25 protein-coding genes and 1 tRNA gene are annotated in these 26,035 nt (G+C 62.1%); 8 read left to right on the top strand and 18 right to left on the bottom strand.

Features of this window, described 5'->3' with window-relative positions:
* The first annotated feature begins 23 nt into the window (after positions 1-23).
* A complete protein-coding gene (locus tag HY30_RS04345) occupies positions 24-2,189 on the top strand; it encodes a S9 family peptidase (protein WP_051614829.1) in 2,166 nt (721 codons plus the stop codon).
* Between the two features lie 64 nt (positions 2,190-2,253).
* Here the strand turns inward: HY30_RS04345 and HY30_RS04350 are convergent, their stop codons facing one another.
* The gene (locus HY30_RS04350) at positions 2,254-3,168 is read right to left on the bottom strand and encodes a carbon-nitrogen hydrolase family protein (protein WP_034737512.1); all 915 of its coding nucleotides are present in this window, start codon (positions 3,166-3,168) and stop codon (positions 2,254-2,256) included.
* 217 nt (positions 3,169-3,385) lie between these two features.
* Between HY30_RS04350 and HY30_RS04355 the strand changes: the two genes are divergently transcribed.
* Positions 3,386-3,847, top strand: coding sequence for a helix-turn-helix domain-containing protein (locus HY30_RS04355; RefSeq protein ID WP_034737514.1), 462 nt, complete (start codon positions 3,386-3,388; stop codon positions 3,845-3,847).
* A 45-nt stretch (positions 3,848-3,892) separates the two neighbouring features.
* On the opposite strand, the gene HY30_RS04360 is transcribed toward HY30_RS04355, so the two are convergent.
* The 6 genes from HY30_RS04360 to HY30_RS19040 form a co-directional block, all read right to left on the bottom strand.
* Positions 3,893-3,969, bottom strand: a tRNA-Pro gene (locus tag HY30_RS04360).
* A gap of 53 nt (positions 3,970-4,022) precedes the next feature.
* Positions 4,023-4,493 carry a MerR family transcriptional regulator gene (locus HY30_RS04365; protein WP_034737516.1) on the bottom strand — a complete coding sequence of 157 codons (471 nt, stop codon included), beginning with the start codon at positions 4,491-4,493 and terminating at the stop codon, positions 4,023-4,025.
* 20 nt (positions 4,494-4,513) lie between these two features.
* On the bottom strand, positions 4,514-4,807 hold the full coding sequence (locus tag HY30_RS04370) for an integration host factor subunit alpha (protein ID WP_034737518.1): 294 nt from the start codon (positions 4,805-4,807) through the stop codon (positions 4,514-4,516).
* A gap of 138 nt (positions 4,808-4,945) precedes the next feature.
* A complete protein-coding gene (locus tag HY30_RS04375) occupies positions 4,946-5,917 on the bottom strand; it encodes a beta-ketoacyl-ACP synthase III (protein ID WP_034737520.1) in 972 nt (323 codons plus the stop codon).
* Between the two features lie 26 nt (positions 5,918-5,943).
* A complete protein-coding gene (plsX, locus tag HY30_RS04380; protein ID WP_081812050.1) occupies positions 5,944-6,978 on the bottom strand; it encodes a phosphate acyltransferase PlsX in 1,035 nt (344 codons plus the stop codon).
* A gap of 92 nt (positions 6,979-7,070) precedes the next feature.
* Positions 7,071-7,628, bottom strand: a complete 558-nt coding sequence (locus HY30_RS19040; protein ID WP_051614817.1) for a ubiquinol-cytochrome C chaperone family protein — start codon at positions 7,626-7,628, stop codon at positions 7,071-7,073.
* 74 nt (positions 7,629-7,702) lie between these two features.
* Between HY30_RS19040 and HY30_RS04390 the strand changes: the two genes are divergently transcribed.
* Positions 7,703-8,182 (top strand): outer membrane protein assembly factor BamE, encoded by a 480-nt coding sequence (locus HY30_RS04390; RefSeq protein ID WP_034737522.1) that lies wholly within the window; start codon positions 7,703-7,705, stop codon positions 8,180-8,182.
* Positions 8,183-8,187: 5 nt separating this feature from the next.
* Here the strand turns inward: HY30_RS04390 and HY30_RS04395 are convergent, their stop codons facing one another.
* Together HY30_RS04395 and HY30_RS04400 are read right to left on the bottom strand one after the other, a co-directional pair.
* The gene (locus HY30_RS04395; protein ID WP_034737524.1) at positions 8,188-8,652 is read right to left on the bottom strand and encodes a hypothetical protein; all 465 of its coding nucleotides are present in this window, start codon (positions 8,650-8,652) and stop codon (positions 8,188-8,190) included.
* A 3-nt stretch (positions 8,653-8,655) separates the two neighbouring features.
* A complete protein-coding gene (locus HY30_RS04400; protein ID WP_155839244.1) occupies positions 8,656-9,108 on the bottom strand; it encodes a hypothetical protein in 453 nt (150 codons plus the stop codon).
* Between the two features lie 138 nt (positions 9,109-9,246).
* Between HY30_RS04400 and HY30_RS04405 the strand changes: the two genes are divergently transcribed.
* Positions 9,247-9,825: a hypothetical protein gene (locus HY30_RS04405; protein ID WP_034737528.1), complete on the top strand. Its 579-nt coding sequence runs from the start codon at positions 9,247-9,249 to the stop codon at positions 9,823-9,825.
* A gap of 90 nt (positions 9,826-9,915) precedes the next feature.
* Positions 9,916-10,410, top strand: a complete 495-nt coding sequence (locus HY30_RS04410; protein ID WP_155839245.1) for a hypothetical protein — start codon at positions 9,916-9,918, stop codon at positions 10,408-10,410.
* Here the strand turns inward: HY30_RS04410 and HY30_RS04415 are convergent.
* The gene (locus HY30_RS04415; protein ID WP_034737533.1) at positions 10,407-10,826 is read right to left on the bottom strand and encodes a hypothetical protein; all 420 of its coding nucleotides are present in this window, start codon (positions 10,824-10,826) and stop codon (positions 10,407-10,409) included. The two genes, HY30_RS04410 and HY30_RS04415, sit on opposite strands and share 4 nt — an antisense overlap.
* A 131-nt stretch (positions 10,827-10,957) precedes the next feature.
* Between HY30_RS04415 and HY30_RS04420 the strand changes: the two genes are divergently transcribed.
* The 3 genes from HY30_RS04420 (at position 10,958) to katG (ending at position 15,377) form a co-directional block, all read left to right on the top strand.
* The gene (locus HY30_RS04420) at positions 10,958-12,244 is read left to right on the top strand and encodes a hypothetical protein (RefSeq protein WP_155839246.1); all 1,287 of its coding nucleotides are present in this window, start codon (positions 10,958-10,960) and stop codon (positions 12,242-12,244) included.
* Positions 12,241-13,071 carry a hypothetical protein gene (locus tag HY30_RS04425; protein WP_034737537.1) on the top strand — a complete coding sequence of 277 codons (831 nt, stop codon included), beginning with the start codon at positions 12,241-12,243 and terminating at the stop codon, positions 13,069-13,071. The genes HY30_RS04420 and HY30_RS04425 overlap by 4 nt, the downstream gene beginning before the upstream one ends.
* A gap of 131 nt (positions 13,072-13,202) precedes the next feature.
* The gene (gene katG / locus HY30_RS04430; RefSeq protein WP_034737539.1) at positions 13,203-15,377 is read left to right on the top strand and encodes a catalase/peroxidase HPI; all 2,175 of its coding nucleotides are present in this window, start codon (positions 13,203-13,205) and stop codon (positions 15,375-15,377) included.
* A gap of 76 nt (positions 15,378-15,453) precedes the next feature.
* Here katG and HY30_RS04435 read toward each other — a convergent pair whose 3' ends face one another.
* From HY30_RS04435 to HY30_RS04470, 8 genes are all read right to left on the bottom strand, one after another.
* Entirely contained in the window at positions 15,454-17,604 is a 2,151-nt protein-coding gene (locus HY30_RS04435; protein ID WP_034737541.1) for a sodium-translocating pyrophosphatase, read from the bottom strand.
* Positions 17,605-17,749: 145 nt separating this feature from the next.
* Positions 17,750-18,694 carry a thiamine-phosphate kinase gene (thiL, locus tag HY30_RS04440; RefSeq protein ID WP_034737543.1) on the bottom strand — a complete coding sequence of 315 codons (945 nt, stop codon included), beginning with the start codon at positions 18,692-18,694 and terminating at the stop codon, positions 17,750-17,752.
* Positions 18,695-18,696: 2 nt separating this feature from the next.
* Positions 18,697-20,436: an amidohydrolase gene (locus tag HY30_RS04445; RefSeq protein WP_034737545.1), complete on the bottom strand. Its 1,740-nt coding sequence runs from the start codon at positions 20,434-20,436 to the stop codon at positions 18,697-18,699.
* Positions 20,437-20,499: 63 nt separating this feature from the next.
* On the bottom strand, positions 20,500-21,459 hold the full coding sequence (locus HY30_RS04450; RefSeq protein WP_034737547.1) for an acetyl-CoA carboxylase carboxyltransferase subunit alpha: 960 nt from the start codon (positions 21,457-21,459) through the stop codon (positions 20,500-20,502).
* A 45-nt stretch (positions 21,460-21,504) separates the two neighbouring features.
* On the bottom strand, positions 21,505-22,449 hold the full coding sequence (locus HY30_RS04455; protein WP_081812051.1) for a type II secretion system F family protein: 945 nt from the start codon (positions 22,447-22,449) through the stop codon (positions 21,505-21,507).
* A 9-nt stretch (positions 22,450-22,458) separates the two neighbouring features.
* Positions 22,459-23,442 (bottom strand): type II secretion system F family protein, encoded by a 984-nt coding sequence (locus tag HY30_RS04460; RefSeq protein ID WP_241765638.1) that lies wholly within the window; start codon positions 23,440-23,442, stop codon positions 22,459-22,461.
* Between the two features lie 2 nt (positions 23,443-23,444).
* The gene (locus HY30_RS04465; RefSeq protein WP_034737551.1) at positions 23,445-24,836 is read right to left on the bottom strand and encodes a TadA family conjugal transfer-associated ATPase; all 1,392 of its coding nucleotides are present in this window, start codon (positions 24,834-24,836) and stop codon (positions 23,445-23,447) included.
* Positions 24,833-26,035: a CpaE/TadZ family protein gene (locus tag HY30_RS04470; protein WP_034737553.1), complete on the bottom strand. Its 1,203-nt coding sequence runs from the start codon at positions 26,033-26,035 to the stop codon at positions 24,833-24,835. The genes HY30_RS04465 and HY30_RS04470 overlap by 4 nt, the downstream gene beginning before the upstream one ends.

Genomic DNA, 26,035 nt, shown 5'->3' on the forward strand with positions numbered 1-26,035 from the left:
CTGCCCTTCTGACCGGATGCACAATGACTGATACCAAGCTCACCGACACAGCCGTCGAAACGCCGGCGGCCACGCCTGCCCCCCAGCCCCCCGTCGCCGAGCGCATTGACCACGAAATCACGCAGGTCGGCCGCACCCGCAATGATCCCTATAACTGGCTGAAGGATGACAACTGGCAGGAAGTCATGCGCGATCCGTCCGTGCTCGACGCGAAGATCCGCGCCTATCTCGAAGCCGAGAATGCCTACACCAAGGCTGTGCTCGAAGACCCGACAACCGAGCTGCGCGATGAATTGTTCGCGGAGATGCGTGGCCGCATCAAGGAAGACGACAGCACCGTTCCGGAGATTGACGGCCCGTGGGCCTATTACACGCGCTATCGGCAAGGCGGCGAATACCCGATCATCGCCCGGCGCCCGGCCGAGGATGCCTTCAACCCCGACGCCCCCGAAACCATCCTGCTCGACGGCGACGCCATGGGCGACGGCAAGGACTATTTCTCCTTCGGCGGCATCGACACCAGCCCCGACCACAAACTGGTCGCCTACGCGGTCGATACGCAGGGCAGCGAGTTCTACAAGATCCACATCAAGGACATCGCCACCGGCGCGGAAACCGCCGCCGAGATCGATAATGCCTATGGCGACTTTGAATGGACCGCCAACGGTCAGGCCATCGTCTGGGTCCACCGCGACGAGAATGCCCGCCCCGACGCCGTCTATCAGCGCAACCTGGCCACCGGCGAAGACACGCTGCTGTACGAGGAAAAAGACCCCGGCTTCTTCGTCGGTGTCGGCAAGAGCGCCAGCGAGGACGTGGTTTTCATCAATGCCTCGGGCCACACGACATCGGAAGTCTACTGGTTCTCCACATCGGAACTTGATCCCGAGATTCACCTCATCGCCCCGCGCCAGACAGATAACGAATATTCCGTGGTCCACTGGGACGGACAATTCTACATCATCACCAATCTCGATGGGGCCGTCGACTTCAAGATGATGAAAGCCCCGATGGAGTCGACCTCCCGCGACGCGTGGGAAGAAGTCATCCCGCACCGTCCCGGCACCCTCCTCCTCGGCATGCAGCCACAAAAGGATTATCTCGCACGCATGGAGCGCGAGAACGGCCTGCCCCGCATCGTCGTGCGTGCCCGCGCCGATGGCGCCGAACATGCGATCAGCTTTGACGAAGCGGCCTACGATCTCGGCCTCGACAGCGGCTATGACTACAACACGCCTATCCTGCGCTTCGACTATGCCTCGCCGGCCACGCCGGACCAGGTCATCGACTATGACCTCGTCAGCCATGCGCGCACCCTGCGCAAGACTCGCGAAGTCCCCTCGGGTCACAATCCCGACGATTACGTCACCGAGCGCGTTATGGCGCCCTCATGGGATGGCGCCGAGGTCCCTGTCACCCTCCTGCGCCGCAAGGATACGCCGCTCGATGGCACCGCGCCGGTTCTGCTCTACGGCTATGGCTCCTACGGCATCACCATCCCGGCAGACTTCCGCACAGGCCGCCTCAGCCTCGTTGATCGCGGCTTCATCTATGCCATCGTCCACCCACGCGGCTCCATGGCCAAGGGCTACCAATGGTATCTCGACGGCAAGCTCGACAAGAAAACCAATACGTTCAAGGACTATGTTGCCGCCGGTCATTACCTTGTCGATCAGAACTACACGTCCAAGGGCAAACTCGTCGCCATGGGCGGCTCGGCCGGTGGCCTGCTGATGGGCGCCGCTGCCAACATGGACCCGCAACTCTTCGGCGGTATCATCGCCGCAGTCCCCTTCGTCGATGTCGTCAATACGATGTCCGACGAGAGCCTGCCGCTCACGCCGCCCGAATGGCCGGAATGGGGCAACCCGCTGACCAGCGAGACGGATTACGACACGATCGCAACCTACAGTCCGTATGACAATGTCTCCGACAAGCCTTACCCGCCCATGCTGATCACGGGTGGCCTGAGCGATCCGCGCGTCACCTATTGGGAACCCAGCAAATGGGCCGCCAAGCTGCGCCATGAGGCCCCTGAAGCCGGGCCATACTTCCTGCGCATCAACATGGACGCCGGCCACGGCGGCGCCTCAGGCCGTTTCGAGGGCCTCAAGGAAACCGCCACGGAATACGCCTTCGCCCTCGCCGCAGTCGGCAAGACGGACGAGCTGGATCTGGAAAAGAAATAGGCGCCACCGCATCACCTGCATCAGCCGCCGGGCTGGAGCAGGTCACTGCGCTACGACGCAGGCCCTATCTTTGCGGCCTGGTGTCCACGGACAGTTTGAACACATCAGGGCGGCTGTAATGGCCGCTTACGTCGAGATCGAACTTCGCCCGCTTGATCTCGTCCATGTCGATCTCGGCAGACACGATGGCTTCCCTGTTGAACACCGGCGCCGCCAGAATGTCTCCCATTGGTGAAATGATACAGCTGCCGCCACGTATCAGAACGGTATCGGGCTTCGTGCCCTGAACGGGCTCAAACCAGTCAGCAGAGACATCGCCAACCGTCATGAACTGGCAGGCACTCACCACGAAACACCGCCCCTCAAGGGCAATCATCTGCAGTGTCGGCAGCCAGACGTCCCGGTCGTCCACCGTCGGCACGCAATGCACCTGTGTCCCCTGGCTGTAGAGATGCGAGCGCAGGAGCGGCATGTAATTCTCCCAGCAGATCGCCATGGAGAGCACGCCCATGTCGGATTTGGCGACCTCAAGGGTGGAGCCGTCGCCCTGCCCCCAGATCACCTTTTCCATAGCCGTCGGCATTAGTTTGCGATGCCATGCGAGGATGTCGCCATCCCGGCCAATCGTTGCGCTGGAACAGTAAAGTGTCCCGCCTTCGCGTTCGATGATGCCCAGAACAACATTGACCTGCGAGTCTTTGACGAGCGACCTGATCTCGCTCATCTGCGGCGAGTGCCGTTCAATCGCCCCGTCAAAATACTGGCGAAACTGCTCGCGTCCCGCAGGCGAGCGCATGCCCACACGCACGCCGAAATCAATGCCCTTCGGATAGCCGCCGATAAAGGCTTCCGGAAACACCACCAGGTCCGCGCCCGTCTTCGCCGCTTCGGTCAACTTGCTCGCAAACAGGGCAAGGGTCGCATCCGTATCGAAGAGTTTTGACCCGGCCTGCACCGCAGCCACAACAAATTTGGACATGGCACTTCCCCTTTTCGCACTCTGCACCGACCAACATGGCCCTTAGGCTGCTGCGAGGGCCTGAATAGGTACGGTCGGCCAGAATGTCGAGAAAGGCCTGCGTTGGCGGCGCACTGGCGGCCTCGTGGCGGGCTGATGGCGCACCACTGGCGTGGAGGCCGGTCGTAATTTGCGATTTGCTGGGTGCATCTGATAATGGGAAACGCAGGAGAAAAAAATGTCCTTCAAAGCAGATGCAGCCAAGATCAAGCGATGGCGTGAAGAGCGTTATTGGTCCCAGGAACATGTAGCCGAACTCGCCGGGATTGGCCTTAGGACTGTCCAGCGCATCGAAAATGGCGGACCGGCCTCGCAGGAATCGCTCAAGGCGCTGGCGGCCGCGTATAATGTCGATGTCATCGCACTGTCGGTCGATCAGGCGGTCGAAGCGGCCAGTAATGTTGCCCGCAAGAATGCAAAGACACGGGCAGCGATATGGCTCTCCCTATGGATCCATCTGGCAGGCTATGCCATCGGTGTCGTCGTATTCGTCGGCATCAGCATAGGCATTGGTGGCAACACGTTCGTGATGAAATGGCCACTGATCTGGTGGACGGTGGGGTTTGTTTCCCACATTGCGACGGTCCTCATCGTGCACGTCGCCACACGCTATCAGGAACAGGTCGAGACAGCCGCTTGAGCCACCCCATTCCGCGGTGCAAGCTGTATCTGTCAAAAGTGAAAATGGTCGGAGCGATAGGATTCGAACCTACGACCCCTCGCCCCCCAGGCGAGTGCGCTACCGGGCTGCGCCACGCTCCGACTCTGGCGGCTTGTAGCCAAGCCGCCCCGGTTCCGCAATCGCTTATATGGGTTTAGGCAGCGCGGCGGCTGCGCATCGCATCAAGGCGGGCCTTCAGGTCGGTCAGCTCGACCAGCGCGCCCTCAAGACGCTCCTGACGCTTGGGTGCAGACTCATCCTGCAGCTCCGCATCGAACGCTTTCGCGACCTTCTTCTGCAGTTCGCGCGCCGGGCTGGCAGCCGTGCCCAGCTTGGCCGCGCCGGACAGCACAGCCGCAAGGCCCTGCTCGGCGAGAATGGACTTGGCGCCTTTCAGCGTCATGCCGCGCTCATGCACGAGAATCTGGATGGCGCGCAGGGCTTCAAGATCCTGCGGGCGGAACAGGCGGCGGCCATCGGCGCGCTTCACCGGCTTCACATCGCGCGGAAACTTGCTTTCCCAGTAGCGGAGGACATGCGTCTCGAGCCCAAGTTCGGCAGCGGCCTCGCCAATCGAGCGGAAAGCATTGGCGGATTTTTCAACTCGGTTCCGTGCAGCAGTCATATCGCTATCCTTGTTTTGGTTCAGCCCTTGTCGACGCGGGCCTTCAGCATGGGAGATGGTCGGAAGGTGACGACGCGGCGCGGCGCAATCACGGCTTCTTCGCCGGTTTTGGGGTTACGGCCTTCGCGCGCAGCCTTCGACCGCACCACGAAATTGCCAAAGCGCGAGAGCTTCACTTCGTCTTCATGCTCCAGCGCACTGCCGATCATGTCGAGCGTGCGGTCCAGCAGGTCAGAGGATTCCTGACGCGTCACGCCCACTTCACGGACGATGGCATCGGTCACTTCTGCGCGGGTCAGGGTCTGGTTGCTCATGACGGTCTTTCGCCTTTCGTTAATGGATAGCCAATGAATCTTAACGGATTCCTAGCAAACCCGTCAGCTTAAATCATTGAGAAGTTTCGGATTGCCAGATTAGACCCGAAATTTGTGGATAAAATCGAGCACTCTGGATCAAAGACGGAACAGGCTGGCGCCCCACGAGAATCCGCCGCCCATGGCCTCGGAAAGGATCAGGTCACCCTTTTTCGCCCGGCCGGAGCGCACAGCATGGTTCAGCGCCAGTGGAATGGACGCCGCAGACGTGTTGGCGTGCTGATCGACCGTGATGACGACCTTCTCTTCCGGAATGCCGATTTTCTTCGCGACCCCGTCGAGGATGCGCTTGTTGGCCTGGTGCGGCACGAACCAGTCAATGTCCTCTGCCGTCAGCCCTGTCTCGTCGAGCACGGCCTGGATCGCCGAGGAAATATTCGTCACCGCATGCTTGAAAACGCGGTTTCCCTCCATGCGCACATGACCGATCGTCCCGGTCGAGCTGACGCCGCCATCGACATAGAGCAGGTCGGACTTGGTGCCGTCGGTGCGAATATGGTGCGTGATGATGCCGGCATCATCGGCGCCATCCCATTCGACCGCCTCGATCACAACCGCGCCGCCGCCATCGCCGAAGAGCACAGCCGTGCCCCGGTCAGACCAGTCGAGAATGCGCGTGAAGGTTTCAGCGCCAATCACCAGCGCCCGGTTGAACAGGCCCTGTTTCAGCATGCTGTCGGCTGTTGCCAGACCGAAGAGGAAACCCGAACACACTGCCTGCACGTCAAACGCCGCGCTCGGGCCGCAGCCAAGCTTGGCCTGCACGGCCGTCGCCGTGGCCGGGAATGTCTGGTCCGGTGTCGTTGTCGCCAGCACGATCAGGTCGATATCCTGAGCCGTCATGCCCGCTGCTTCCAGCGCCTGACGGGCGGCCGCCGTCGCGATGTCGGACGTCAGCTCGCCGTCCGCCGCAACATGGCGCTTCTGGATACCCGTCCGCTCGCGAATCCATTCGTCTGACGTGTCGAGCATTGTCGACAGGTCTTCATTGGTCAGCACCTTCTCGGGAAGGTATCCGCCAGTGCCGCGAATGAAGCTGCGTCGTGTCATGAAAGTCCCTTCCTTGCCCGTCCTGCCTATTCGGCGGCCAGGCCACCTTCTCTTATGCGTGCGAGATTGGCGAGTATTTCGTCGCGGTAGTGGCTGCTGGCAAGGTCTGCCGCAAGTTCACATGCACGGGCAAAGCCGCGGGCATCCGTGCCGCCATGGCTTTTGACCGAAACGCCGCCAAGGCCCAGCAGGACGCCGCCATTCACATTGCTCGGGTCCATTTGCGACCGCAGTGTCTTCAGGCCCGCCATGGCCAGCGCCGCGCCGATTTTGGTCATCAGGCTCGCGGTTAAGGCTTCGCGCATCCGGCTGCCCAGCATGCGGGCAACGCCCTCGCCGGCTTTCAGCGCCACATTGCCCGTGAAGCCGTCGGTCACCACCACATCGACGGCGCCCTTGGAAATGTCATCGCCCTCGACAAAGCCGCGATAGTCGATGTCCAGCTTGGCCGCGCGCAGCCATTCATGGGCCTCGCGCACCTCGTCATGGCCCTTCATCTCTTCCGAACCGATATTGAGGATGCCGATGGTCGGTTTGGCAATGCCCAGTGCCGCGCGGGCATAGGCTTCGCCCATGATCGCAAAGGTCACCAGCTGCGCCGCATCGGCCTCAAGGTTCGCCCCGACATCCAGCACGACCGTGCGTCCGCGCAGTGTCGGCCACAGCGCCGTCATGGCCGGGCGGTGTACGCCCTCCATCTTGCGCAGGATCAGCATGGAAATCGCCATCAGCGCGCCGGTATTGCCCGCAGACACAGCTGCGCCGGCCTCACCATTCTTGACGGCCTCAACCGCATTCCACATCGACGAGCCCTTGCCCCGGCGCAGGGCCTGGCTGGGCTTCATGTCGCTCGTGATGACCGTATCGGAATGAATGATCTGGCAGCGGCCCGCCAGGGCCTTTTGCGCCGCCACGAGCGGCGCCAGCACAGGCTCGTTGCCATGCAGCAGCACTGAAATATCCGCGCGATCTGCCAGCAAGGCTGCCAGGCCATCGACCACGACACCGGGCGCGGCATCGCCGCCCATGGCATCAATCGAGAGAATTGTGCCTTTAGCCATAAGGGCCTTCCTGCTGCGGGAAAACTTGACGCTTCCACTCTGGCGCTGTTTACGGCGCGTCACCACCCTTGGCAACGCTGCGCCTGTATGTGCTAACGCACTTTCGCGCCGGCCAGCCAGTCAAGATTTCCGGCCAGTATCTCCGAGTCCTGTTGCGCTTCAAGCCCATCGGCGAGCGTGCATAACCAGGCCCCGAGCCCTGCCGCGCGACTGCTTTCGGTCACCCCATTGCGGGCGAGCACGGCCTCGACACCGGATTTGCGTGTTTCCTCACGCTTTTCGTCCAGCGCGGCTGTCAGAGCGAGGCCCAGACCATAATAGGCCTCAGCCAGTTTGCGCACCTTTCGCGCAATCGACGAATCACCGACGCCCTGCTCGCGATAGGCGGCGTCAAAACCGTCCAGAACGCGCGTATTCAGGGCGGCAGCCAGCCGGGCGCCTTCCTGTCCGGGAATCGCCTTTATGCGCCGCAGCGCCAGCGCCGCGTGGACCATCACCATGCCTGCGCGGCCCTCGAACGTGTCCGCAACGTCGCCTGTCAGATAGAAATCAGGCGCCAGTGCCGCCTTCATCAGGCCGGCATAGGCCTTGCCTGCGGCTGCCTTGCGGGCCCGCCGCCGCGCCAGCCAGCCGATTGAAATTCCTGTCACCTATGTACTCCTGTGTTGCCAAGGGGGGGCTGCAACCGCTAGGTCTTTCGCGAAGCCTTAACAGGAGTTTCTCCATGTCGCGACGTGCGATTTTGGCCATTGGCCTTCTCACCCTGCCGCTTACGGCATGCCTCACGCCCGCGCGCGACTTTCACGGCTATGTGGCGGACGATGCCCAGCCCCGTGACATGAAACCCGACGAAGACACCCGCTCCTCTGTGCTGGCCCAGCTCGGCAGCCCCTCTACAGAGGGCCTTTTCGACGACAAGACCTGGATCTACATGTCAGACGTCCAGGAACGCATCGCCTTCCTGAAGCCGAAGATCACCAAACGCTCGATCACCGCCATCCGCTTTGGCGATGACGACAAGGTCGATGAAGTGCTCGAATACACCGCTGCAGACGGCGAAGTGATCAACTACGCCGCCCGTGAGACGCCAACCCGTGGCCGCGAACTCGGCCTCTGGGAACAGATCTTCGGCACCGTCGGCGCCGTCCGCCTGCCAAACAGCGACGAAGCAACACCGGGTAACCCGACAGGCCGCCGCCAATAGGCTGCCTATTCCGGCAGGGACAAGCTCAAAGACAGCACAAGATGGTCGCCATCGGCGTCCACTTGCATGAACGCTATCTTGCCTGGCGCAAGGGCATTTCCCGAAAACTGGATGAGTTGAGGCGTCACCGACGCTTCATTGCCCGCAGACACATACCCGGCTGCAAGAATCTTCTCCCGCAAGCCACTCGTCACGGCTTCCGCATTCATATCCGCCCAGGAATAGCCCTTCAGCCTATGGCTCACGGACGAATCCCCCGGCAGCTTTATCCGGTTCGTCTCGAAGATCACGAGGTCGTCCGGCAGCGGGATATCATCGGGCAACCACACCGGCCGCGCTGACGGCGCATTGCCCTTCGCTTCCGCCGCCGTCTGGCCCGTTTTCATCTCCTTCATCGGCGACTCGGCTGCCCCGCAGGATGCCAGCAGAAGTGCACCCGCCAGCAAGATCGCAGCACGCGTTCGGCTCATCGCCTATTCCTCCATGTCTGACGGATAGAGGTTGATCGACACCGACAAGTATCCCTCTTTCGGATTGAGCTGGATCTGGCCTTTCCTGTGGCCCTCGCCACCGAAAATGAGACTGCGGATCTTGCCGCTCGACTGGTCGTACAGCGTGTACCCACCCGCCTCATACTCGCCCTTCAGCGCCGCATAGCTGGCATCGACATCCTTCGGCAGCGGCGCCTTCCCATGAAAGCCGGTCAGGTCCTTCGCCTGATTGCACGTCTCGATTTTCAGCCCGTCAGGCACCGGAATGCCCTCCGGAAACGGTATCGCGCAGTCCGCACTCTGCGACGGCGTCTCACCGCCTGGCGACGGCGCCGATGGCTCGGCACTGGTCTGGCCACAGCCGACCGCCGTCACGAGGCAAACCCCAAACAAGAGCGCGCGTGCGCCGCTTCCCACACCTGGATTGAACCGCATCTGAAACTCCTCTGGCTGCATCTCCACTGCCCTCAACGCATGCGAGGCTTCGATCCCGCCACCTTTTATGGCGGGTCCGGAGCCTTTTTTCCGTGGAGCACAAGGCAGGATCACACCATCACTGGGGCAGGCGTTGAAATGAAAATACGGCACGACGCGGACACGCTTGTCCTGACCGAACCAAGCTGGGTCAGCGCCGCCCTGGTCTCGCTCGGCGGCATTGTCATGATCACCCTCGCGGCCCTCGATCTCGCCTCGGACGTGGAGCACGCCCGCCTCGTCCTGTTCCTCCTCGGGGTGGGCGTTCTCCTCGTCGGGTTGCTTGGCTCCAACCACCTGGAAGTGGTGTTCGACAGGCCGGCAGACCGCGTGACGCTGACGACCCAGCCCGTCATTCCCGTGGAATGGGGCTTCATGCGGAAACGCATCCTCGTCCGCAATCTGTCCAAGTTCCGCAATGCCTATGTGGAACTCGCCTATCGCTCGAACGCGGCCGGCGAAAACGGGGCCAAGCACTACAAGCTGGCCCTCGCCAGCGGCGATCTTCCCGAGGAGGTTCTGCAGGCAAAGCGCCGCCCCTTGCAGGTCGCGACCGATGAAAGCGTCCGCTGGATCATCAGCACGCATGCAAGCCTCAGCGCCCAGCATGCGCTCATGCTCGCCAGCGAGATCAATGGCTGGATGGGCGTCACGCCGCCGCCCCAGCACATCCCCTAGCAAAAACGTGGCGGACCACGTCGCCCCACTGCGTTGACCGGAATGACGGCCGATCCCGGCTATCTTCAATCGCCCAAGGAGCCCTCGCCCATGAACCGCATCTTTCTGCACGCACCCTTGGCGGCCTGCCTCGCCGTTGCGCTCGCCGCCTGCGGCAATTCGAAAGCCGAAACGCGTCATGAAGTCGCCGAGCATGCGAGGGAATCCACCAGCGACCTGCGCGATCATCTCAAAGGCCTCAGGAGCGGCGCCAAGGAAACCCTTAATGCCGCCCGGGCGCCCACCGAACGGCCGGACAGTTTCCCGAAAGACATCTGGCTACCTGACGATTTCGAGATCACCCAGGTCATGGACATGGGTAGCATCGGCTACAGCCTGCGCGCTATTTCCAATGAGCGTGCAAATGATTTGATTGCCGCCTACACGTCTCATCTTGCCGAAGCTGGCTATTATGTCTTTCCCCGTGAGCAGGTCGCATCGGCAAATCAGGTCGTGTTCGATGGCAAGGGCCTGAACTCCGGCACAGTCGACATTTTCGATGCCGACACACATCGCGAAATCCATATCGGCTTCGCTTCCGACTAACGCAGTCGCACGGCCTCCAGCGCCTGGCGTACGTCTTCTGAAGCCGCCGCCTTGTCTGCCGGTGTTCGGGCTGTCTTCAGTTTGCGCGCTGCTGATTTCAGGTCGGCAAGAGGGACTTCGACAGCGGACGTGGATACTCGCCGATTTGACGGAACGAAACTGTACTCGACCTTCAATAACACCTTGCCGGACGACGCGCCGGGCTGCCGGGCCATACTGTCCGACAAGGTTATCAGGTCAGAGAGCTTCTTTTCGGCTTCGTCGTCGATCACCTGTCCGCGTGATGGCGCAATGAAGGCCCGCTTTATCTGGTCGACCAATGCAACATATTCGTCTGGCGACACGGCCCAGGCAGGTTTGGCCAATGCCGCCAATGCCAGGAATGCCGCACTGGCGTGAAACAGGCGCTTGGACATAACGTTTCTCCTTGCTCAAGATGTCTTTTCAGCTCCTTCCACGTTCTCCAGCGCCAAACCCCGCCACACGAATGGCTGGCGGGGTTTCCCGTTGTGTCGCGTTGAAGGAAGGCAACCTGGATGTTCTGCGCATGCGATCTCGATTTATGGCTGTCGTTTCAGCACTGGCCTGTCTGGCCGTCTTGTCGGCCAATGGCCTGACAGCGTCCGCCCAGCAGAAACCTGTCGATGCATGTGCCGAAATTTCATGCCCCTCCGGCATGGCCTGTTACGAGGGCGCCTGCTTCCCGACGAGCTTCGGTGACGAGACGCCAGATGACCCCTGCGCGGACGTGTCCTGCCCGGCCGACATGGCATGCTATGAAGGCGGCTGCTTTTTGAGCATGGATGAACCGTCTGAGTCTTCAGACGATCCTTGCGCCGGCGTGACCTGTCCATCATCAATGGTCTGCTACGAGGGTGGATGCTTCGAGAGCATTGATGCGCCCGCCGATGCTTCATGCCCGCAAGGATCCGTCGCCAGCAATGGCGCTTGCAAGCCCTCGACAAAACGCCAGACGGATCCGTGCGCTGACGTGCTCTGTCCGGCTGGCGAGGCCTGCTACGAAGGCGGCTGCTTCCCGACAACCATAAAAGAGGCAACCACGCCACCCCTTGTCTATGTAGGCCGCACCCAGAGTTTCACCACGCCGCCTCTCGTCTATGCAGGCCGCACCCACCAGAGCTTCACCACACCTCCCCTTACCTATGTCGGCACAACGCAACCGGACACACCCACCCCCGCCCCCGCAGGTGGCCTCGAGATCATCGCCCTTCCCACCGGCCGGCGCACGTCGAGGTATCTCGCCATCGACGACGCCACCCTCGCCCGCGACGAGACCCTGCGCCTCACCTATTCCGGCTTGCCTGAGAAGCCCGCTCGCATCGTCCTCTTCTACATGGGTGGCGAAGCGCCACGATTCGGAGGGCGGTTCTACCTGCCCGTCAAAACCACGAGTGGCGTCTATGAGCGCGAGGGCCACTCGCTCGCCCCCTTTACCGGCCCGTATAAAGCCTGCATCGGCTTTGATCCTGACATTCCTGCCAATGCGTCTTCACCTGACGCCTATGCAGACTGCGTGGACTTCACGATGGCCGGCACCGGCAGCCGCGACGCGCAACCTGCGCTCTCCCTGTCCGTACCCGAACCTAAAGCCGGCAAGCGGTTTACCGTGAACTGGTCCGGCTTTCCGCCTGTCAACGCCATGATCAACCTGATCGACACGCGCACCGGCAAGAGCATCTCAAGAGTATATTCCTCGTCCAAACCGGCAGGCGAATGGGATGTCATCGTTCGCGAACCCGGCACCTATGAATTCCAAATCTACTTTGAGGGCGAAGCCCTGCGCGCCCGCATGCCTCTGGAGGTCACGAAATGAAACGATTTTGCGCACTATTTGCGGCCCTGGCCATCGCCTCGGCACTTGCGGGATTGAACGCCGGCGCCGAAACCGAGCCGGACGCACAATACGCTGCGGACAAAGCCGCTGCCTATGAGGCCTGCATCGCACCCTACAAGGAAAGGGACCGACAAAGCGCGGCCGCCTTTGAAAAGTGCCAGGAATCCGGGGAAGGATTTTGCTGGCCAGCTCCCTCCGCGGCCAATAACTCTGCCACACTTACTTTGTGCTCCGTCAGCGCCGAAGCAAAGGCGGACAAGCTCCAACGCGCGCGGTTCCTTGCCCAATCAGCTGGCGCCACAGACACCAACTTGCCCAAAACCACGCCCGGGACCACCAGCGTCAAGCTGCCCGGCCTGGACAAGCCGGCCATTAAAACACCCGTCACCCTGCCAGCCGCCGTCAGGCCGAAAACCGGCCTGACCCTGACAGTCCCGGTCAAGGTCACCAATTTCCACACCAGCTGGAACGGCCAGCAGCTCGCCTCCGGCGACGCCTCCATGATCGTTGCCTGCCGCGTCATCGCCAACGACTACAGCGTTACCGGAGAGGTCCACTCCGGGTTCACGGAGCTTCCCCCGATCGCGGAAGGCGGCAGTCTCGATACAAGTGTGGACGTGTTCATTGACGCGAACGTCCTCGGGCTGGGAGACGATTATGGCAATACGGCCGAATGCCTGCTGATGCGGCCGGACATGGACAAGAGCGAGGACACGTTCCTCGGGATCACGATGGAAAATGCCCCGATGCGGGCCTGCGGGGAATGGAACGACAACCCTGCCCAATGCCGCGTCGTCATCTACTGAATCGATCCCCGTCCTGATCTATAGATTTTACCTATAGGTCCGCATTCCAGTTTCAATTGGGGCGCTGTCTCCGTCCGTGTTACCCTCCGTCAAGTCGCAGAACATCTCTTCAACACACATCGGAGGAAACTATGGACGGAAACGACACACCCAGCGTTGGCAAATGCCCGGTCATGCACGGCGGCATGACCTCTATGGGACGCACCGTGATGGAATGGTGGCCCAACGCGCTCAACCTCGACATCCTGAGCCAGCACGACACCAAGACCAATCCCATGGGCAAGGACTTCGACTATCGCGAAGAACTGAAGAAGCTCGACGTCAAAGCCCTCAAGCAGGACCTCACCGACCTGATGACCGACAGCCAGCCCTGGTGGCCGGCTGACTGGGGCCACTACGGCGGCCTGATGATCCGCCTCGCCTGGCACGCTGCCGGCTCCTACCGCCTGTTCGACGGTCGCGGCGGCGCAGGCACGGGCAACCAGCGCTTCGCCCCCCTCAATTCGTGGCCGGACAATGGCAACCTCGACAAGGCCCGCCGCCTCCTGTGGCCAATCAAGAAGAAGTACGGCAACAAGGTTTCCTGGGCCGACCTCTACATCCTCGCCGGCAACGTCGCCTACGAATCCATGGGCTTCAAGACCTTCGGTTTCGCCTTCGGCCGCGAAGACATCTGGGCGCCGGAAGAAGACGTCTACTGGGGCTCGGAAAAGGAATGGCTGGCCGACAGCGTCCTGCGCTACGCCAACTCCGAAGATCCGGCCTCGCTGGAAGCGCCGCTCGGCGCCGTCCACATGGGCCTCATCTACGTCAACCCGCAGGGCCGCGACGGCAAGCCCGATCCGCTGAAATCCGCGCACGATGTCCGCGTCACCTTCGCCCGCATGGCGATGAATGACGAGGAAACCGTTGCCCTAACAGCAGGCGGCCACACCGTCGGCAAGGCGCACGGCAACGGCCTCGAATCCAATCTAGGCCCGGCGCCGGAAGCCGCCGACATCTCGGAACAGGGCCTCGGCTGGATCAACCACAAGACCCGTGGCATTGGCCGCGACGCCGTGACCAGCGGCCTTGAAGGCGCGTGGACCAGCCACCCGACCCAATGGGACAATGGCTATTTCGATCTCCTGCTCAATCACGAGTGGGAGCTGAAGAAGAGCCCCGCCGGCGCATGGCAGTGGCAGCCTGTCGACATCAAGGAAGAAGACATGCCCGTCGACGTCGAGGATCCCTCGATCCGTAAGATGCCGATCATGACCGATGCCGACATGGCGATGAAGATGGACCCGGACTACCGGAAAATATCGGAGCGTTTCTACAACGACTTCGACTATTTCTCCGACACGTTCGCCCGCGCCTGGTTCAAGCTGACCCACCGCGACATGGGGCCAAAGGCACGCTACTTCGGCCCGGAAGTGCCGCAGGAAGACCTGATCTGGCAGGACCCGATCCCGGCTGGCAGCACTGGCTATGATGTCGATGCCGTCAAGGCGAAGATCGCCGCCAGCGGCCTCTCCGTCAGCGAGATGGTCTCCACCGCCTGGGACAGCGCCCGCACCTACCGCCAGTCCGACATGCGCGGCGGCGCCAACGGGGCCCGCATCCGCCTTGCCCCTCAGAAAGACTGGGAAGGCAACGAGCCTGCCCGTCTGACAAAGGTGCTGAAAGTGCTCGAAGGCATTGCCTCCGGTTCTGGCGCCAGCCTGGCTGACGTCATTGTCCTCGCCGGCAATGTCGGTATCGAGCAGGCCGCCAAGAAGGCTGGCGTCGACGTGAAGGTGCCATTCTCACCCGGCCGCGGCGACGCAACCGCCGAGATGACCGATGCGGATTCCTTCAATCCGCTGGAGCCACTGGTCGACGGTTACCGCAACTACCAGAAGGCCGAGTACGACGTCAGCCCGGAAGAGCTGATGCTCGACCGCACCCAGTTGCTGGGCCTCACCGCGCCGGAAATGACTGTCCTTGTCGGCGGCATGCGCACCATCGGCACCAACCATGGCGGCACAAAGCATGGCGTGTTCACGGATAATGTCGGCACCCTGTCTACCGACTTCTTCGTCAACCTGACCGACACCAACAATTACTGGCGTCCGTCCGGCAATGGGATCTACGAGATCCGCGATCGCGCAACCGACGCGGTGAAGTGGACAGCCACCCGCATGGACCTGGTGTTCGGTTCGAACTCCGTCCTCCGCGCCTATGCGGAAGTCTACGCCCAGGACGACAGCAAGGAGAAGTTTATCAAGGACTTCGTCGCCGCCTGGACCAAGGTGATGAACGCCGACCGGTTCGACATCGCCTGATCGACACCGTCCCCAAAACAGGAAAAGCCCCGGCGCATGTGCACCGGGGCTTTTTTAATGGATCAGGCTCTGGCGCCTAGTGCGCGGCAAGCACCGCCAGAAGCAGCAAGGCCACGATATTCGTGATCTTGATCATCGGGTTCACGGCCGGGCCAGCAGTGTCCTTGTACGGATCGCCCACTGTATCGCCCGTGACAGCGGCCTTGTGGGCTTCAGAGCCCTTGCCGCCATGATGGCCGTCCTCGATATACTTCTTCGCATTGTCCCATGCGCCGCCACCCGAAGTCATCGAGATGGCCACGAACAGGCCCGTCACGATCACGCCAAGCAGCATGGCCCCGACAGCTGACAGGGCAGCGCCCGGTCCGGCGATCAGCATGATCACGCCGAACAGAACAAGCGGTGACAGCACCGGCAACAGCGACGGCACGATCATTTCCTTGATCGCGGCCTGCGTGAGAATGTCCACGGCCCGGCCATAATCAGGCTTCACTTCGCCTTTCATGATGCCCGGCATTTCGCGGAACTGCCTGCGCACTTCCTCGACCACAGCCTGCGCCGCGCGTCCCACCGCCATCATCGACATGCCGCCGAAGAGGAACGGCAAGAGACCGCCGAACAGCAAGCCAACCACGACGTAAGGGCTGGAGATCGAGAAATCGACCACGACATTGTGGAAGAACGTGCCCGGGTCGGCCTGAGAGATGAAGTATTTCAGGTCTTCCGAATAGGCCGCAAACAGCACCAGCGCGCCGAGGCCCGCCGATCCGATCGCATAGCCCTTGGTCACGGCCTTGGTCGTGTTGCCAACAGCGTCCAGCGCGTCCGTCGTCTTGCGGACGTCGGACGGCAGTTCGGCCATTTCCGCGATGCCGCCGGCATTGTCCGTCACCGGGCCGAAGGCGTCGAGGGCAACAATGATACCGGCCAGCGCCAGCATCGTCGTCGTGGCAATCGCGATGCCATAGAGGCCCGCGAGATTGAAGGTGAGCAGTATGCCCGCCATGATCGTGATCGAAGGCAGCGCCGTCGATTCAAGTGACACGGCCAGGCCCTGGATCACGTTCGTGCCATGGCCGGACTCGGAGGCTTTCGCAATCGAGCGGACAGGGCGGAACTTGGTCTCGGTATAATAGGCCGTGATGTAGACGATGAGGCCCGTCACAACGAGGCCGGTCACACCGCAGAGGAACAGGTCGAGCCCCGTGATCTCTCCGGTCATGCCGAGGCGCTGGGCCGCTTCATTCAATACACCGAACCCGTTCGGCAACACGCTGCTGATGGCAATCGCGAGACCACCAATCGACAGCACGCCCGTCACGATGAGGCCCTTGTAGAGCGCCCACATGACATCGGTGGAGTTCTTGCCGAGGCGCACGAAGAACGTGCCCACGATCGAGGTGACGATACAGACGGCGGCAATTGCCAGCGGCAGCATCATGACAGCGGAAATGTCCGCCGAGCCGGAGAAGTAGATCCCGCCGAGCACCATGGTCGCAACCAGCGTCACGGCATAGGTCTCGAACAGGTCGGCCGCCATGCCGGCACAGTCGCCGACATTGTCGCCCACATTGTCCGCGATGGTGGCCGCGTTGCGCGGGTCATCTTCCGGAATGCCGGCTTCCACCTTGCCCACCATGTCGCCGCCGACATCCGCACCCTTGGTGAAGATACCGCCGCCGAGACGGGCAAAGATCGAGATTAGCGAAGCACCGAAGCCGAGCGACACGAGCGCGTCGATCACCTGGCGTTTCTCGTCACGCACCGACAGGTCGAGATCGAGCGGCCCGGTCAGCAGGCCGTAATAGAGAACGATGCCGAGCAGCGCGAGGCCAACCACGAGCATGCCGGTAATGGCGCCAGACTTGAACGCCAGCGCAAGGCCGGCCGAAAGGCCGCTCTTGGAGGCTTCCGTCGTGCGCACGTTGGCCCGAACCGAAACAAGCATGCCGATAAACCCGGCTGCGCCCGACAGGACGGCACCGATGATGAAGCCGAGCGCCGATTTCCAGCCGAGAGCAACCAGCAGGATCACGACGACAACCGCGCCAACCATGGCGATCGTACGATACTGGCGTTTGAGGTAGGCGTTCGCGCCTTCCTGAATGGCCAGCGCTATTTCACGCATGCGATGGTCGCCTGACGGGGCCTTCATGATCGAATTGATCTGTAGGTAACCGTACAGGACAGACACAACGCCCGCGGCGAGTGCTAGATAAAACCACATGGGTATTTCCTTCCTTCCCTGAGTTCTTTAGCGGGCCCGGGTTGATCCCGGATCTCCAAAACCTGGTTATGGTGGGTAATTGCTGCCAGCCGCACCTGAATGAGGCAACCCGCCTCCCTTCAGGAGCGAATATCAGCTACCCCCACTAACCATGCTCGAACCCCAGAGTTTCAGGCAGGTTAACGTTTCGCCCCCCGCGTTCGAGGGAAAGGCCTGATCCAGCAACAATTTTCCCGATAGACGTGATTTCGATACCAGAATTTTTCGCCTCACGCGAGATCAACTTGGAATTGTTCTCCGGCGCCGTGAACAGCGTCTGATAGTCATCGCCCCAGGTCGCCAGCTTCAGCATCTCGGCAAGGTCCGTCTCGCCGCCTGCGAAGGCGACCGCATCCAGATCCAGCTCCATGGCGACGCCCGAAGCCTCGGCCAACGTCTTGGCATCGATCAGCAGGCCATCGGACACATCCATCGCCGCACTCGCGTGACCCGCCACCAATTTGGCGGTCGCAAGCGGCGGAAGAACCGGCAAACGGTAGGCATCGGCCCCGGAAGAACCCGGGAACGGACTCGGAATACCCCGGGAATGGTCCTGCCACGCCCGTGCGGCGGCCCCGATTGTCCCCGTCAACCACACCAGATCGCCCGGTTTGGCGCCCATCCGGCGCACCGGGCCCGCCTTGAAGCACCGCCCGGTCAGCGTCAAAGAGAGGAACAGCCCGCCGGGGCTCGTCACCGTGTCGCCGCCAATCAGCTGCGCCCCCCAGGCCGCCAGCTCATCGCCCAAAGCTGCTGCAAATGCTGCTATTTCCGCCTCGCCGCGCCCCTTGGGCCAGCCGAGCACGAGCAGCGCTTCCGCCGGCTCCGCTCCGCTCGCCAGCAGGTCCGACACATTCGTCCGCACCAGCTTGCGCGCCACGGTATCAATGGGATCAGTGCCAAGGAAATGCACCCCCTCCACCATCGCATCTGTTGTAATTGCTACAGGATCGGAGACATCCAGCTGCGCCACGTCATCGCGCAACCCGGCCGCACCAGCGCCCTGCGCCAGCGGCGCGAGATAGCGGGCGATCCAGTCCTTTTCCGCCATTGTCAGTCGTCCAGCGGGCGCTTTTCCCCTGCCAAAACAACGCCCCAGACCGGAATGCCGGTCCACTTGTCCCCGGCAACGGTCAGCGGATTGGCGCCCAGAACAGTAAAGTCCGCCTTCTTGCCAACCTCAATCGACCCGATCTCCCGGTCCAGCCCGGCCGCCTTTGCTGCATCAAGCGTTACAGATTCCAGCGCTTGGTAAGGCGACAGCGCCATCTCCGCCTCATACACGCCGCCCTCCTTGGTGGCCTGCGTGATATGGACGCTCGCCGCCCGCAGCGGCTCCGGCGGCGCCAGCGGCGCATCGGAGTGAACGGCCACGACAGCCCCCGCCTCTTTCAGCGCGCCCAGCGGCGTAATCCACTGTGCGCGCGGCTGTCCCAGCGGATCGGCATAGGGCTCGGCCATGTAGTAAACATAGTGGCTGGCGGCCGAGACATTGGCCTTCAGCCGCCCCGCCTCAGCCACCTGCTCCGGCGAAAACAAGCCGCCATGCTCGATGGTAAAGGAATTCCCTGCGCCGCCTTCGCGCAACTTGCTGAGCGCCGCCAGCGTCGCGCCCTGCGCGGCGTCGCCATTGGAGTGGATATTCACACCGAGGCCGGCATCCCAGTAAGGCTGGATAGCAGGCACGATCTGCTCCGGTTTCAGCACCCAGAGTCCCTCAGTCCCCTTGGATTGCCCCGAGAGGTATCCGGGCGGAGAGAGGCGCATCGTCTGGCTATAGAACGCCCCATCGGTGAAGAACTTCACCCGTGGCAGAACCGGCGCCGCAGCCCCGCGCGCGCCCGTCGCGAGATCAAGCATGGCTTGAACCCGCCCATCGCCATACGTCCGCGCCAGCGCGCGAAACTCCGGCACGAGATAGAGATTGTACCCGGATGTCTGCGGGTCCACCCAGTTATTCCGGATATTGGCGTCTTCCAACTCATAGCCAAACAGGCCGTAGCCCATCTCGACCGTCGTGGTGACACCCGCATGGCGCAACATCCGCGAAAAGCCATGGAAGCCCGCGCTCGCATTTTCCGGCGCCAGGATCACATCGGCATAGGCCTGCACCACGGCAAAGGCCGCATCCTCATAGATACGCCCCGTCAGCTCGCCCTTGGCATCAAGGTCCACACCATGGAACTTCTCCGCCAGCGCAGGCGTGAACCCGGCGCGCTTGATAGCCGCGCTGTTCAGATAGAAGTCGTGGCTGGAATAATGCCAGATCACGATCGGCCGTTCAGCCGATATCGCATCGAGATCAGCCCGCGTCAGGTCGCCGTGAACGAGGTTGTGATAGCCATAGATCACGGCGGGCTGGCCGGGTGGCATGGAGGCCGAGATGGCCGCGACTTCCGACAGGAAGCCCTCCCGCGTGCCAATGCCCATCCGCATGCCGTCCGGCGTCGCCATCGGCCAGGGCGGCGTCAGCGGCAGCGCATATTGCAGCGCGCCCAGCATCACATGCACATGCGGGTCGATCAGGCCGGGCACCAGGGTCAGCCCTTCGAAAGTGCGGTCCACCTCAGCCTTGGGCAGGTCCTTGGCAAGATCCGCCTCGCTGCCAACGCCTAAGATACGACCGTTCTTGACCGCAACAGCGGTCGCCATAGCGCCCTCGCCCGCCATCGTAACGATGCTGGCGGCCGGATAGATTACCGCGCCCTCACTGTGATGCTCATGCTTATCCGCCTCGCCGCGCGAGCATGCGACGGCCAGCAGCATGGCCAGTCCGGTAATGATATGGCGCATGGAATGCCCTCCAACGATCTGGCGCGCAGCCTGACGGTTCGGGCGGCCGATTACAAGCAATCCCTAAAGGATCTCGCGGCCAATCGCATAGAAGCGATCCCGGCGCTGACGGCGCAATTCCTGAGGCGACAGGCCTTCCAGGTCCTTCAGCGCGGAATCGAGCGCCTTGGCTGCGGCGGCCATGGCCCGTTGCGGGTCGCGGTGCGCGCCGCCGACAGGCTCTTTCACCACGCCGTCGATCACTTTCGTTTTCAAAAGGTCCGGCGCCGTAATCTTCATCGCGTCTGCCGCATCGCGTGCCTTGGCCGGATCGCGGTAGAGGATCGAGGCGCAGCCTTCCGGCGAGATCACCGAATAGATCGCGTGTTCCATCATCAGCACCGTATTGGCCGCCGCGATGCCAATGGCGCCGCCCGACATGCCTTCACCGATGATCAGCGTCACGAATGGCACGCCCAGCGACAGGCCGCGCTGCGTGCCGCGCGCAATGGCTTCGGCCTGCCCGCGCTCTTCACCGCCCTTGCCGGGATAGGCGCCTGCCGTATCAGGAAAGCTCAGGACCGGCAGGTTGAACTTCTCGGCCATGTCCATCAGGCGCACTGCCTTGCGGTAGCCTTCCGGGTGGGCCATGCCGAAATTGTGCTTCAGGCGCTTCTCGGTCGTGCGGCCCTTCTCGTGGCCCATGATGACCACAGAGCGGCCCTTGAAACGGGCCAGGCCACCAATAATGGCCTCGTCATTGCCAAACAGGCGATCGCCGGCCAGTTCCTCGAAATCCTCGAAGATGGTGTCGATATAGTCTGACAGGTGCGGACGGTCCGGATGGCGGGCCACTTGCGTCTTCCGCCAGGCCGACAGGTCTGAATAGATGTCTTTCAGCTGCTTGGTCGACTTGGCCTTCAGCTTGTTCAGTTCGTCCTTGATGGACGGCCCGCCCTTCTGGCCGGAAAGGGCTTCAAGCTCGGCAATCTTGGCGTCGAGTTCGGCGATTGGCTTTTCAAAATCGAGATAAGTCGTGCTCATGCTGAACTATCTAGCAACCCATGCCTGACTCGCCTAGCGCCCTTTTCACCCAAGTGCACCTTGCAGCATGACCACCGCTGGCAGGACCAGCACGCCCAAAAGCACCGGAAAAACGAAGAAAACCAATGGCAGCGTGAGTTTTGCAGGCAGGGCCATGGCCTTTTCCTCGGCGTAAAGGATGCGCCGCTGGCGCATATCGGCCGAAAACACGCGTAGCGTCTGACCCAGGCTCGTGCCCATTTCCTCGGCCTGGCGCAGCATCGTGGCCAGCGAACCGGCCTCCTCGATTCCCATCCGGTCGGCAAAACCGCGCCACGCTGCCTTGCGCGCCCGCCCGGCCCGGAGTTCCAGCGACAGCGTGCGCATATAGCCCGCAATGATCGGATGGCGCAGTTCCAGTTCCTCGCCGACACGCTGAACGGAGGCATCAAGGCTGAGCCCCGCCTCAACACAGGCGACCAGCAGGTCCATCATGTCGGGAAAGCCGGACGAGCATTCCTGCTGCCGCTTCTTGGTCCGCTGGTCGAGATACATGCCGGGAGCGATCAGGCCGATCAGTACCAGCATCACCGAAATCATGATCGGCATGGTTCCGGGCAGTTCTGTCAGGTACGGCAGCGCCGCCAGCAGCGCCAGTTGCGGCAGGACAATGCAGAGCAGACGCGCAAAATAATAGCGGGCGACCGCCGACTGACCAGTAAAGCCCGCTGCAGCGAGGCGTGCCTTGGCCACACTCACGCCCTGCTCGTCATCGCCGGGGGCCATCTGGTCGGCCAGGCCGGTGACCGCGCGGCCAATGCGGCTCTTGTTACGCTCGGCCTCAGCCACTGCTGACACAGGCCCACGGCGCGCAAGGCGGCGCTCGACGCTTTCCATGTCACGGCGGCTTTTCAGGAATGTCAGGACGGCCGGAAATGCCAAAGCCAGCGCCGCCCCCAGCATTAGCAAGGGCGCCCACAGTGCAGGAGAGGATGAAAGGTCAACGTTCATTGCCCGGCCCTACATCTTGAAATTGATCATTTTGCGCATGACCATGTTTCCAATGAACATCCAGATGAACAGGCCCGCAAAGCCATACTGGATAAGAGGGTCGTGGATAACGCTGCCATAGAATTCCGGCCGCGTGAGGTGGATGGCGAGCATCACGAGAAAGGGCGCCGAGGTCAGGATCATTGCCGAAGCGCGGCCCTCTGACGAGGCGGCCTTGACCTTCAGGCGCATGGTCTGGCGTTCGCGGATCGTCGTCGTATTGGCCTTCAACAACTCACAAAGATTGCCGCCCGTTCGTTCCTGCAGCCGCACCGTGGCGCCGAACAGTTCAACATCGGGGTCGCCTGCCCGCTCGGCCATCCGCTGCACGGCATTGGTCAGCGAAAAGCCATAGGAGACTTCGTCCGCCGTCATGCCGAATTCCGTGCCGATCGGGTCCGGCATCTCCCGCGCCACAAGGGCGACAGCGGTCGCCACCGGGTGACCGGCCTCAAGGCTGCGGCAGACGATCTGGAGGGCGTCGGGCAATTGCGCCGCCAGTTGCTTGCGACGCTTGCCCGCGACATGTTTGAGGAAAAGAAGCGGGCCGACGGCAAAGACGAGCAGAGCGATGCCCGCCGCCGGCATCCAGCCGCCAACAAAGTACATGTACGCACCCGCGGCCACGGCGCCACCGGCCGCCGACATAGCCCACCATTTAAGCGGCTGAAAGGCCAGGCCCGAGCGCACGACCAGCTGATTGAACCGCTGCAGCGGCATCGCAAAGTTGCCGTCGGAATCCAGCCCCCGGCTCTTGCGCAATTCCACCATGGCTTCGCTCGTGGACGCGTACTTGTCCTTGAATTGCAGGCGCCGGTTCACGATCCGCTGGGTCTTGGCCTGGTTCAAAAGGTCCAGAACCGACTGGATGACAAAGAAGAACGCCCCCGCCGCCATGATGGCAGGGATCACCAGGAACAGGCTGAGACCGGAAATGTCTGGCAGGCCAAACACGGCTAGAACACCGTTGACGGATCGAACATGCCCTTGGGCATATGCACGCCGCGCCGTTCCATTTCGTCGAGGAATTTAGGGCGCAGGCCCGTCGCCACGAACTTGCCGATCACCTTGCCTTCTTCCGACGTGCCGGTGCGCTCGAACTTGAAGATTTCCTGGATCTGGATAACCGAGCCTTCCATGCCGGTAATCTCGGCAATCGACATCACCTTGCGCGAACCGTCCGACAGGCGGGAAGCCTGAACAATGAAGTTCACGGCGGAGGCGATCTGCCCCCGGATGGCCTCTTCGGAAATCTTCATGCCGCCCATCATCACCATCTGCTCAAGGCGTGTGATCGCGTCGCGCGGGTTGTTGGCGTGGATCGTCGCCATGGAGCCTTCATGGCCCGTGTTCATGGCCTGCAGCATGTCGAAGGCTTCCTCGCCGCGCACCTCGCCAAGGATCACGCGGTCAGGGCGCATACGCAGCGCGTTCTTCACCAGCTCACGCTGGCGTATCTCGCCCTTGCCTTCGATATTCGGCGGCCGCGTCTCCATGCGCGCGACGTGCGGCTGCTGCAGCTGAAGTTCCGCCGCATCCTCGATCGTGATCATGCGCTCCTTCGGGCTGATCGCAGAAGAAAGTGCGTTGAGCAAAGTTGTCTTGCCCGACCCCGTACCACCGGAAATCACTGTGGACGCCTTGCACTTCACGGCCCCCAGAATGAACTCGGCCACGGGCCCCGGAATGGCGCCAAAACCGACCAGCTTCTCCATCGTCAGCGGCGACTTGGAGAATTTCCGGATCGAGACGAGCGGACCGTCAATGGCAATCGGCGCGATCGCCGCGTTGACCCGGCTGCCATCCAGCAAGCGTGCGTCAACCAGCGGCTGGCTCTCATCCACGCGCCGGCCCACGGCGGACACGATACGCTGAACAATGCGCAGCAGGTGATCATTGTCAGCAAAGCGGACAGGCGCCAGCTGAAGCTCGCCATGGCGTTCGATATAGACCTGGTCATAGCCGTTGATCAGGATGTCCGCGATGGAATCATCCTTCAGCAGCGGCTCGATCGGGCCAAGCCCTGTCATCTCGTCCATGACAGCGTCAGCGAACGACATTTCCTCAACCGATGACAGCGCCATCTCTTCCTTGCGGATGATCTCGGAAATGATGCCGCGCACGCGCTGGCGCATCGTGGCATCGTCCATCTTGTCGAGTGCAGACAGGTCCAGTTCGTCAATCAGCTTGGCATGTACACGCAGCTTGGCGTCCAGCAGGTCGAAAGCCTTGTCATCGCCTTTTGACTTGCCAACGGCCGGCATCGTCGCGGGCTTTGTCTCTGCTGCGGGCGTCGATGGAACGACAAGGGGTGTCACAGGCGCAGTACTGGATCCGAAACGGCTCATTTGGCGCGCCTTTTCTTGCTGGCTTGCGGCGATGCCTCAATGGCATCTTCAGGCAAAAGCTTCTCCACGAATGCCGCCACGTCGGCGACAAGCGGGCTCTTCGGCTTCACATCGGCAATCGGCTTGCCGAGATTGACCGCAGTGCGTGCCGCATCCCAATCAGATGTAATCGTGGTATGGATCTCGCGTTCAATGGCCTGTTCGGCCTTGTCGACGGCAAACTCAGCGCGGAATCGCTTCTTCGGGAACATGCGGTTCAGAACCAGTTTGGACTTGGCGCCATCCGCGCGCAGGGCATCCGTTTCGCGGCACATGTCTGCGGCCGCATGCAGGCTCGGCACGGTCAGCTCACTGACGACAATCGCTTCATCAACGGCGCCGAGAACGGACTTGGTCCAGGGCATCATGTGCCGGGGCATGTCCACGATCACATATTCGAACGCGCTGCAGGCCACATCGAGCAGGCGCAGGATCGCCGCTTCCGTCGCCAGCAGGTCCGCATCCGGGTTGCGCGGCGCCGCGATCAGCGACACGCCATCTTCATGCTCCCAGCACCAGGCCGCCAGAAGCCGCTGGTCCAGTCGCTCCGGCGCTGCCGCCAAGGCATGAAGGTCCAGCTTCGGCACGGCTTCCAGAAACGACGTTGTCATCCCGTCGGCAAGATTGAGATCAACAAGACACACCTTGCCGGGGCCAACCTTGCGCGCAAGCCCGAAGGCACTCTCGATGGCCAATGTCGAGACTCCCGCCCCGCCCACAGCGCCGCGAAAGGCCCAGCATTTTGATGTCGCGCCCGAGCCCTGGATGGACTGGGTCTCGCGCAGCTGCTCTGCCACGTCGATGATTTCCTCGACGCCCGCAGAGGTCGGCACGATGTCGGACGCCTCCAGCTTCATCAGAGCCCGCACCATATGTCCAGGCAGCTGGTCGGAAATGACAATCACCGCTGTGCCCGGTCGCTCAACGGCCAGCGTCAGGATCACCTGGTCATAGCCCGTCACGCCCTGCTCAACGAGCACAAGGCCGCCGCCATGACGCAAAACGATCTCGGATGCCGAAAGGCCAGCGAGGTCGGAGAGTTCGGCGCAGCAGCCCTGAAGGGCTTCCATCAATGCAGGTCGCGCCAGCGCGGCAAGTGCGGGAATGGTGCGGCCGGAAGGCGGCCCGCTGGCTTCAGGCTTTCGGACGGGGTCAAACAT

Origin of the sequence: Hyphomonas chukchiensis, from assembly GCF_000682695.1 — a bacterium.
GTDB classification, from domain to species: Bacteria; Pseudomonadota; Alphaproteobacteria; order Caulobacterales; family Hyphomonadaceae; genus Hyphomonas; species Hyphomonas chukchiensis.

Excerpts from the sequence above, each read along its gene's own strand:
- HY30_RS04400 (WP_155839244.1), bottom strand. The coding sequence starts at position 9,108 with ATGCGGTTCAATCCAGGTGTGGGAAGCGGCGCACGCGCGCTCTTGTTT.
- HY30_RS04425 (WP_034737537.1), top strand. The coding sequence starts at position 12,241 with ATGAAACGATTTTGCGCACTATTTGCGGCCCTGGCCATCGCCTCGGCA.
- HY30_RS04375 (WP_034737520.1), bottom strand. The coding sequence starts at position 5,917 with ATGACACGACGCAGCTTCATTCGCGGCACTGGCGGATACCTTCCCGAG.
- HY30_RS04470 (WP_034737553.1), bottom strand. The coding sequence starts at position 26,035 with ATGTTTGACCCCGTCCGAAAGCCTGAAGCCAGCGGGCCGCCTTCCGGC.
- HY30_RS04435 (WP_034737541.1), bottom strand. The coding sequence starts at position 17,604 with ATGTGGTTTTATCTAGCACTCGCCGCGGGCGTTGTGTCTGTCCTGTAC.
- katG (WP_034737539.1), top strand. The coding sequence starts at position 13,203 with ATGGACGGAAACGACACACCCAGCGTTGGCAAATGCCCGGTCATGCAC.
- plsX (WP_081812050.1), bottom strand. The coding sequence starts at position 6,978 with ATGGCTAAAGGCACAATTCTCTCGATTGATGCCATGGGCGGCGATGCC.
- HY30_RS04410 (WP_155839245.1), top strand. The coding sequence starts at position 9,916 with ATGAACCGCATCTTTCTGCACGCACCCTTGGCGGCCTGCCTCGCCGTT.
- HY30_RS04455 (WP_081812051.1), bottom strand. The coding sequence starts at position 22,449 with ATGAACGTTGACCTTTCATCCTCTCCTGCACTGTGGGCGCCCTTGCTA.
- HY30_RS04420 (WP_155839246.1), top strand. The coding sequence starts at position 10,958 with ATGCGATCTCGATTTATGGCTGTCGTTTCAGCACTGGCCTGTCTGGCC.
- HY30_RS04370 (WP_034737518.1), bottom strand. The coding sequence starts at position 4,807 with ATGAGCAACCAGACCCTGACCCGCGCAGAAGTGACCGATGCCATCGTC.
- HY30_RS04390 (WP_034737522.1), top strand. The coding sequence starts at position 7,703 with ATGTCGCGACGTGCGATTTTGGCCATTGGCCTTCTCACCCTGCCGCTT.
- HY30_RS04450 (WP_034737547.1), bottom strand. The coding sequence starts at position 21,459 with ATGAGCACGACTTATCTCGATTTTGAAAAGCCAATCGCCGAACTCGAC.
- HY30_RS04465 (WP_034737551.1), bottom strand. The coding sequence starts at position 24,836 with ATGAGCCGTTTCGGATCCAGTACTGCGCCTGTGACACCCCTTGTCGTT.
- HY30_RS04405 (WP_034737528.1), top strand. The coding sequence starts at position 9,247 with ATGAAAATACGGCACGACGCGGACACGCTTGTCCTGACCGAACCAAGC.
- HY30_RS04395 (WP_034737524.1), bottom strand. The coding sequence starts at position 8,652 with ATGAGCCGAACGCGTGCTGCGATCTTGCTGGCGGGTGCACTTCTGCTG.
- HY30_RS04415 (WP_034737533.1), bottom strand. The coding sequence starts at position 10,826 with ATGTCCAAGCGCCTGTTTCACGCCAGTGCGGCATTCCTGGCATTGGCG.
- HY30_RS04365 (WP_034737516.1), bottom strand. The coding sequence starts at position 4,493 with ATGACTGCTGCACGGAACCGAGTTGAAAAATCCGCCAATGCTTTCCGC.
- HY30_RS04445 (WP_034737545.1), bottom strand. The coding sequence starts at position 20,436 with ATGCGCCATATCATTACCGGACTGGCCATGCTGCTGGCCGTCGCATGC.
- thiL (WP_034737543.1), bottom strand. The coding sequence starts at position 18,694 with ATGGCGGAAAAGGACTGGATCGCCCGCTATCTCGCGCCGCTGGCGCAG.
- HY30_RS04345 (WP_051614829.1), top strand. The coding sequence starts at position 24 with ATGACTGATACCAAGCTCACCGACACAGCCGTCGAAACGCCGGCGGCC.
- HY30_RS04350 (WP_034737512.1), bottom strand. The coding sequence starts at position 3,168 with ATGTCCAAATTTGTTGTGGCTGCGGTGCAGGCCGGGTCAAAACTCTTC.
- HY30_RS04355 (WP_034737514.1), top strand. The coding sequence starts at position 3,386 with ATGTCCTTCAAAGCAGATGCAGCCAAGATCAAGCGATGGCGTGAAGAG.